Raw genomic sequence first — 1410 nt, forward strand, 5'->3', positions numbered from 1 at the left:
AAGCTACATGGACTCCCCCGATTGTCAACGAATTCATCTTTGATAATTAGATATAAGACTGCACCTCTACATTCGGCCTATTGATTGAGTGTTAAACTCGGACCTAGATGAGTATTCGCTAGGAAGAGTGCCTTATTCGTTAGACGAGCTTTTTAAGCTCACCCGCCATAAACAGGCTATGGCTTCCTCGGTCTGACCTAATTGTCATCGATGCCTTCGCAGGACTCGGGTAAAACAGATAAACCCTCTAAACTAAATAAATCATGTTACTTCATAATGGTTGCTTTAATAAATGGCATATAGTCATTTAGACTAATTAATGACCTTGTAATCTTCTTGTTTAACCATCAGCGTCCAAATAAGTCTGGCGTTTCTTGCTGCTAATGCGACAGCGGCTTTGAGATATCCACGACGAGCGATAAGCTCACGTATCCAACAACTGACTTTGTCTTCTTTTTCTCTTAGGTTTGCCATGACAGCTCTTGCCCCATGAACGAGGCACATTCGTAGATATTTATCACCACGCTTAGTAATTCTTCCGAGTCGTATTTTGCCACCTGTGGTGAACTGGCGAGGTACTAATCCTAACCATGCACAGAATTGGCGGCTATTTTTGAATAACCTAGGGTCAGGCACATTTGCTGTAACAGCAGTTGCAACTTGCTCACCGACACCAGGAATGGTCATCAAGCGCTTGGCGACAGAGTCTTCTCTGACTTGTTTTGATAAAGCTCGGTCATAACTGAGTATTTGTTCATTTGCTTGTTTAATTCGCTGCCATAGATTACTTGTCATCTCTCGAGCAAGATGGGGAAGTTTATTATCAGCGTCTTCTAAGATATCACCAATGACATCATGTAAACTGTAACGGCCTTTGGGGATGATGATACCAAACTCGCTCAGCAAGCCTCTAAGTTGATTTATCATCGAGGTGCGCTCTTTAACTAAGCCTTGCCGAACTCTATGGAGCGTCATAACAGCTTGTTGTTCGGCGGTTTTTACAGGGACATGCCAGATATTAGGTCGCATAGCGGCTTCACAAATAGCTTCGGCATCGTTATTATCATTTTTGCCGCCAGTACGAAAAGGTTCGATGAACTTAGCGGCGATAATCGCCACTTGGTGACCAAGAAGTTTAAACTCTCGCGCCCAATAATGTGCACCAGAGCATGCTTCCATGGCGATGAAGCAAGGATTGAGTTGTGCAATAAAGGCGAGTAGCTTTTTACGGGATAATGTTTTCCTGAACACAACCTTTCCATACTTATCCATTCCGACAAGACTGAATGTATTTTTTGCTAAATCGATACCAAGTGTTTTAATGTTATTCATGATGGATTCCTCTTATTTGAGTGTCGCACCTTAAACATGGCACAAGTGCCTAGAAAGGGGGAGTCCATCTCATTCGTT

1 protein-coding gene is annotated in these 1410 nt (G+C 42.8%); it reads right to left on the bottom strand.

Features of this window, described 5'->3' with window-relative positions:
• Window positions 1–312 precede the first annotated feature (312 nt).
• Window positions 313–1332, bottom strand: a complete 1020-nt coding sequence (locus tag CWB72_RS18070) for an IS110 family transposase (protein ID WP_138634345.1) — start codon at window positions 1330–1332, stop codon at window positions 313–315.
• Window positions 1333–1410: the final 78 nt, after the last annotated feature.

The organism is Pseudoalteromonas phenolica (assembly GCF_005886345.1).
Taxonomy (GTDB): Bacteria; Pseudomonadota; Gammaproteobacteria; order Enterobacterales; family Alteromonadaceae; genus Pseudoalteromonas; species Pseudoalteromonas phenolica_A.

Coding starts and splice junctions, on each gene's coding strand:
- CWB72_RS18070 (WP_138634345.1), bottom strand. CDS start 1,332: ATGAATAACATTAAAACACTTGGTATCGATTTAGCAAAAAATACATTC.